Origin of the sequence: Corynebacterium sp. HMSC065H09 (genome assembly GCF_001812845.1) — a bacterium.
Taxonomy (GTDB): domain Bacteria; phylum Actinomycetota; class Actinomycetes; order Mycobacteriales; family Mycobacteriaceae; genus Corynebacterium; species Corynebacterium jeikeium_D.
Genome location: NZ_KV810596.1, coordinates 1 through 6,214, shown reverse-complemented (window position 1 = coordinate 6,214; position 6,214 = coordinate 1). Strand labels below are relative to the sequence as shown.

The following is a 6,214-nucleotide window of genomic DNA, read 5'->3' as shown; positions in this document are numbered from 1 at the left end:
ACGCCGAGCGGACACACTTTTTGCTACTTAACCCAGAAAACGCCCGCCGAGTGCCTGAGCACTCCTACGGGCGTTTCTTCTAGACAAGAACTTTGTCAGTCACGGACCACCGAGCTAGTCACCAATCTGGTCACGGCCACGCTTAACAATCTTCGGGTCCGGAGTACCAACCAGCTCGTGGTCCTTCTCCGTGTACTCAAACTTGCTCAGCACGTAACGCATCGCGTTGATGCGGGCACGCTTCTTGTCGTTGGACTTAATGGTAATCCACGGGGACTCATCGGTATCCGTATAGCGGAACTGCTCTTCCTTTGCGCGGGTGTAGTCACCCCAACGATCCAACGAAGCGAGGTCCATCGGAGAGAGCTTCCACTGACGTACCGGGTCAACCTGGCGAATTGCGAAGCGAGTGCGCTGCTCCTTCTGGGTCACAGAGAACCACAGCTTGGTCAGCGAAATACCGGAGCCCAGAATCATGTTCTCCAGCATCGGGACCTCGCGCAGGAACTCTGCGTGCTGCGACTCAGTACAGAAACCCATCACGCGCTCAACGCCCGAACGGTTGTACCAAGAACGGTCGAAGAAGACGATCTCGCCAGCGCACGGAAAGTGCTCAATGTAGCGCTGGAAGTACCACGAGGTGGACTCACGCGGCGACGGCTTTTCCAGAGCCACAGTACGAGCACCACGCGGATTCAGGTGCTCATTGAAGCGCTTAATAGTACCGCCCTTACCAGCGGCGTCACGGCCTTCGAAGAGGATAATGTGCTTCTGGCCAGTTTCCTTGGTCCAGTTCTGCCACTTCAGAAGCTCAATCTGCAGCTTCCTCTTAATAGACTCATATTCCTTACGAGTCATGCGCTCCTCGTACGGGTAGCCATCGCGCCAGGTATCAACCCGCTCACCGTCTGGAGTGACCAGTACCGGATCGTCCTCATCAGAATCATCGACGACGTAACCTTCGGTCTTCGCCAAATCGACGATGTGGAATTCCTCTTCATTCTTGTCAGCCATACCCCTTATCCTACTGAATTTCTCTGCCACGCGTCCCCCATGCGGGTGCCCTTACCTGCAATTTCCCAGCAGTTAACGTTCCGTCTTACCGAAATTGAGGGGTGGGATGCACGCAGCGACCGTCGATGAGCACTGCGCGTACAATAAATGCCATGTTGTTATCCGAAGCTCTTGCCGCACGATCCGAAGTTTCCGACCGGCTGGCTGAGATTAATCGCCGTCTTTCACTAGTAGCGCAGGTGCAGGAAGGCGATACGCCTGATGAAGATCCGCAAGCGCTTATTGCCGAAGCCGAGCGTCTGATGGCGCGCTTCGAATGGCTGGTGCGCTCGATTAACGCAACGAATTCCGCTACTGCCTTCGAGGACGGAACGCTTAGCGACGCACTTGCGAAGCGCGACCACCTGCTAACACGGCGGCGGTTCTACACCTCCGCAGCCGATCAGGGCTCGGGTCGGCGGGATCGATACTCAGCTTCGGAGATTCGCTATGTCGCCACTGTGGATATCCGGTCGCTGCGCCAGAAAGCCGACAAGGCGGCGAAGGAATACCGGGACTTGGATACCCGTATTCAGCAGGCGAACTGGTCAACCGAGCTTATCGAGGCCGCGGATAAGCCGGCCGAATAGCAAGCAGGGTTCGGTAGCGAGACCAGAAGAATTTCACACTTTGATAAGTCGGTAGTTGCATCCAGATTGTCGGCGAGCGCGACGGCCTGTCTCTGGCCTTAAGGGGACACCTAAAGATCTCACCTGTACTGAGGCAGCAGGATTAATAACAGACAGTCCTCGGCATTGCGTACATGGGTACAGATCATCGGTTATTTTTCACTACCAAGCGCTGAGGCATCTGATGCGACGAGGGTGGGTTCGGGGACTTAAACTTTCTCAAGTTACAGAGCAAAAGCGCCGCTGAGGGACAACCCTCAGCGGCGCTTTTTAAGGCTAACTCGAGCAGTTGGAACCTCTTTTAGAAGCCCATGCCGCCCATCTCGTCGCCACCCGGCATTGCCGGCATAGCCGGTTCCGGCTTGTCAGCGACAACAGCCTCGGTGGTCAGGAACAGAGCCGCAATGGAAGCGGCATTCTGCAGTGCGGAGCGGGTAACCTTCACCGGGTCGTTGATGCCAGCTTCCATCAGGTCGATGTACTCGCCGGTAGCAGCGTTCAGGCCTTCACCCTGCGGCAGGGAAGCAACCTTCTCGGTAACGACGCCGGCCTCGAAACCAGCGTTCAGAGCAATCTGGCGCAGCGGAGCTGCGAGAGCCGCACGCACGATGCGGACACCGGTTGCCTCGTCGCCGGCGAGACCCAGCTCGTCGTCAAGCACGTGCGAGACCTGCAGCAGTGCGGAACCGCCACCTGCGATGATGCCCTCTTCCACAGCAGCCTTTGCGTTACGGACGGCATCCTCAATGCGGTGCTTGCGCTCCTTGAGCTCGACCTCAGTTGCGGCGCCAGCCTTGATAACTGCAACACCGCCGGCGAGCTTAGCCAGGCGCTCCTGCAGCTTCTCCTTGTCGTAGTCGGAGTCGGAGTTCTCGATCTCAGCGCGGATCTGGTTGACACGGCCCTCGATAGCGGACTGCTCGCCAGCGCCCTCGACGATGGTGGTCTCGTCCTTGGTGACGACGACCTTGCGAGCGCGACCCAGCAGCGGCAGGTCAGCGGTCTCGAGCGACAGTCCGACCTCCTCAGAGATGACCTGGCCATCGGTCAGGATAGCCATGTCCTGCAGCATTGCCTTACGGCGGTCGCCGAAGCCCGGAGCCTTCACAGCGACAGACTTGAAGGTGCCGCGGATCTTGTTGACGACCAGGGTGGACAGAGCCTCACCCTCGACGTCCTCAGCAATAATCAGCAGCGGCTTGCCGGACTGCATGACCTTCTCCAGCAGCGGCAGCAGGTCCTTGATGTTGGAGATCTTGCCGGAAACCAGGAGGATGTACGGATCCTCCAGAACGGCCTCCTGGCGCTCCATGTCGGTGGCGAAGTAACCGGAGATGTAGCCCTTGTCGAAGCGCATACCCTCGGTCAGCTCCAGGTCGAGACCAAAGGTGTTGGCCTCTTCCACGGTAATGACGCCTTCCTTGCCGACCTTGTCCATAGCGGTGGCAATCAGCTCACCGATAGCCGGGTCAGCAGCGGAGATACCAGCGGTAGCAGCAATCTGCTCCTTGGTCTCGATGTCCTTAGCGGACTCCAGCAGCTTCTCGGTAACAGCCGCGACAGCCTTCTCGATGCCGCGCTTGATGCCCATCGGGTTGGAGCCAGCAGCAACGTTGCGCAGACCCTCGGAAACCAGAGCCTGAGCCAGAACGGTAGCGGTAGTAGTACCGTCACCAGCGACGTCGTCGGTCTTCTTGGCAACTTCCTTGACCAGCTCAGCGCCGATCTTCTCGTAAGGATCCTCAAGTTCGATTTCACGTGCAATGGAGACACCGTCATTGGTGATTAGCGGTGCGCCCCACTTGCGCTCGAGGACTACGTTGCGACCCTTCGGGCCCAGCGTAACCTTGACAGCGTCTGCCAGGGTATTCAGACCCGTTTCGAGACCGCGGCGGGCCTCCTCGTCAAATGCAATCATCTTAGCCATGAGGTTTGAAGAATCCTCCGTCTATTTATGTGGCACTTACATTGGAAGTTGACCCAGGCGCCCGCGACGGCATGTGATTCGAGGGAAGCGCCGCCCTCTCCATCACCGGAGTCAACACTGTACTTTTTAACGACTTTGCAACACTTGTTTCAGCCTGCGCTGCAGTATGTGCTGCAGTTTGCTGCAACTCGCATACAACGCACACATACACAAGGTGTGAAGTTGTTTTTATTAGCACTCAATTAGAGCAAGTGCTAATTCACTTTTTTAGCACTCAACCCCATCGAGTGCAAAGTTAAGCGCCGCAACTCCCAACGCCAATACCACTCCCGACGTCACTCCCAACGTCATCATGGTTGTGCGCCTACACTGTCGCACATGAGCATTATTAATAAGGAACTCACGGACGCCCTGCGAGACCACATCTCCAGCCAACGCGAGACCATCCGCACCCAGCTGACCGAGCTGGTGGCTTTCCCTTCCGTACACGGCACCGAAGAAACCAAACAGGCTTGCATTGACGCAGCTCAGGCGGTTACCAAGATGTACGCAGAGCTGGGCATCGAACTGAAGGCGCACCACACCGTCGACGGCTCGATTGCACTGTCGGGTTTCGTCCCCGCGTCGTCGGAAAGCGCGAAGACCGTACTGCTCTACTCCCATTACGACGTCCAGCCGGCGGGCGACGAGTCCGCTTGGACCGCAGATCCGTGGACACTCGACGAGCGCGACGGTCGCTGGTACGGCCGCGGTACTGCCGACTGCAAGGGCAACGTGGTCATGCACCTGGCTGCGCTGCGCGCGCTGCGCGACGACGCGCTTGCAGGCCGCGTCGATATGCCAAACATCAAGCTCATCGTGGAAGGTTCCGAGGAGCGCGGATCGGCGGGCCTGAACAACCTCATCGCCACGCAGCCGGAGCTTTTCGACGCCGACGTTATCCTCATTGCGGATGTCGGCAATGCCGAGGTTGGCCAACCGACACTCGTAACCACTCTGCGCGGCACCGCCGATGTGGAAGTTCGCGTCAATGCGCTGGAACAGCCTGTTCACTCGGGCATGTTCGGCGGCGCGGCTCCGGATGCACTCGCGGCGCTGATTCGTATGCTCGACAGCCTGCGCGATGAAAATGGCTTTACCTCTATTGATGGCCTGGACTGCTCGCAACGCTGGGAGGGCCTGGACTACGCGCCAGAAACTTTCCGCGCCGATGCGGGTGTGCTTGACGGCGTAGACCTGATTAGCAACGAGGACACTTCCGTCTCCGACCTGACCTGGGCTCGTCCGTCTGTGATTGTGACCGGAATCGATTGTCCACCAGCGACCAATGCTGTCAATGCAATCTCATCGACCGCTATGGCGCACATCAACTTCCGCATCCCAGGCGGCGTCGACCCGGCCGAAGCACAGGACGCACTGGAAAATCACCTGCGCGCACATGCTCCGTGGGGCGTAAAGGTGACGGTTGAGCGCGACGAGTTGGCAAACCCATTCCGGGCCAATGTTGAGGGCAAGGTTGTGCAACTGGTTGCCGACAGCCTGTCGGCCGCCTACGGCAAGGAAACCGCAAGCATGGGCGAGGGCGCCTCGATCCCTCTGTGCGCCACTTTGCTGGAGGCCGTACCAGGTGCTGACATCGCGCTCTACGGCGTGGAAGAGCCACAGGCCCGCATTCACTCGGCCGACGAGTCGGTGGACCCGAACGAGATTCGCGACATCGCTATTGGCGAGGCAGTTTTCTTGGCTTCCGTCAACGGAATTTAAGTCAAAGCCAAAAATATTGGCTGAATGACTTGTGTCACATCTTTTTTCTGTAGTAAGGTTCGACCCATGCAGCAGAACATTCTTATTCGAGTAGCGAAGGCTACGAACCCCGGTGGAGGCCGACAGGACTGACCCCTCCACGCGGGGTCTCTGGCCGCAACTTATCGAAGCACTTGGTTGGTCCGCCACTCACAGCAAAGCAATTAAGCAAAGGACCAGAAAAGAATGTTTTCCACTCGCACCCAGAAGAACATGTCCACCTCGACGACCTTCACGGGCAAGCGCCCTTCGTTGGAGCACCAGGACAATGGCAATGTGCGAACTTATTCCGACGATCCGTTTAGGGCTCGCTTCGGACATCGCCTGCCTCGTGGCTTGAGGCAGGAAGCCCGTGGCATGAACTGGCAGAAGTTCAAGGACACTTACTCCCCCACTAACGGCCCAGTCCAAATCAAGAGTTTCGAGGCAACCCGTGGCACCCTGGGCCGCTGGAACTTCAACGCTGATTTGTCGCTGACCGACAAGGACGGCCACACTCGCACTTTCACCCAGGAAATCACCGCTATGGGGCCGGTGTCGGCTTGCACTAATCTGCTGGCTGATGCAGGTTACCGCGTGGAAATCGTGGAATTCCACCAGTTCGAAATCTTCGAAGCTACCGCTACCTTTGTCTATGCAGGTCACAACAATGACCATGTGTGGACCATGGGCTTCGGCCAGACTCCGGAGGCTTCCGTGCTCTCCGCTTTGGTCTGCGCTGCTAACCGCCTGCATGGGTAGGACGCGGATGCTGCTCGTTTAGTAAACGGGGGGTGTCCCTATGTTTTTGTCAAGTGCCAGA

5 protein-coding genes are annotated in these 6,214 nt (G+C 57.9%); 3 read left to right on the top strand and 2 right to left on the bottom strand.

What is annotated here, in order from left to right:
• Positions 1-114: 114 nt before the first annotated feature.
• Positions 115-1,014, bottom strand: a complete 900-nt coding sequence (ppk2, locus tag HMPREF2878_RS08660; protein WP_005510168.1) for a polyphosphate kinase 2 — start codon at positions 1,012-1,014, stop codon at positions 115-117.
• 152 nt (positions 1,015-1,166) lie between these two features.
• On the opposite strand from ppk2, the gene HMPREF2878_RS08655 reads away from it, so the two are divergent.
• A complete protein-coding gene (locus tag HMPREF2878_RS08655; RefSeq protein ID WP_070437789.1) occupies positions 1,167-1,643 on the top strand; it encodes a DIP1984 family protein in 477 nt (158 codons plus the stop codon).
• Positions 1,644-1,983: 340 nt separating this feature from the next.
• On the opposite strand, the gene groL is transcribed toward HMPREF2878_RS08655, so the two are convergent.
• Entirely contained in the window at positions 1,984-3,609 is a 1,626-nt protein-coding gene (groL, locus tag HMPREF2878_RS08650) for a chaperonin GroEL (RefSeq protein ID WP_070653320.1), read from the bottom strand.
• Positions 3,610-3,987: 378 nt separating this feature from the next.
• On the opposite strand from groL, the gene HMPREF2878_RS08645 reads away from it, so the two are divergent.
• Together HMPREF2878_RS08645 and HMPREF2878_RS08640 are read left to right on the top strand one after the other, a co-directional pair.
• A complete protein-coding gene (locus tag HMPREF2878_RS08645) occupies positions 3,988-5,373 on the top strand; it encodes a dipeptidase (RefSeq protein WP_070653318.1) in 1,386 nt (461 codons plus the stop codon).
• Between the two features lie 225 nt (positions 5,374-5,598).
• Entirely contained in the window at positions 5,599-6,153 is a 555-nt protein-coding gene (locus HMPREF2878_RS08640; RefSeq protein WP_070653316.1) for a 2-isopropylmalate synthase, read from the top strand.
• The last annotated feature ends 61 nt before the right edge of the window (positions 6,154-6,214 follow it).

What these genes read in the sequence shown, in the direction of transcription:
- ppk2 (WP_005510168.1), bottom strand. Translation starts at nt 1,014, where the DNA reads ATGGCTGACAAGAATGAAGAGGAATTCCACATCGTCGATTTGGCGAAG.
- HMPREF2878_RS08655 (WP_070437789.1), top strand. Translation starts at nt 1,167, where the DNA reads ATGTTGTTATCCGAAGCTCTTGCCGCACGATCCGAAGTTTCCGACCGG.
- groL (WP_070653320.1), bottom strand. Translation starts at nt 3,609, where the DNA reads ATGGCTAAGATGATTGCATTTGACGAGGAGGCCCGCCGCGGTCTCGAA.
- HMPREF2878_RS08645 (WP_070653318.1), top strand. Translation starts at nt 3,988, where the DNA reads ATGAGCATTATTAATAAGGAACTCACGGACGCCCTGCGAGACCACATC.
- HMPREF2878_RS08640 (WP_070653316.1), top strand. Translation starts at nt 5,599, where the DNA reads ATGTTTTCCACTCGCACCCAGAAGAACATGTCCACCTCGACGACCTTC.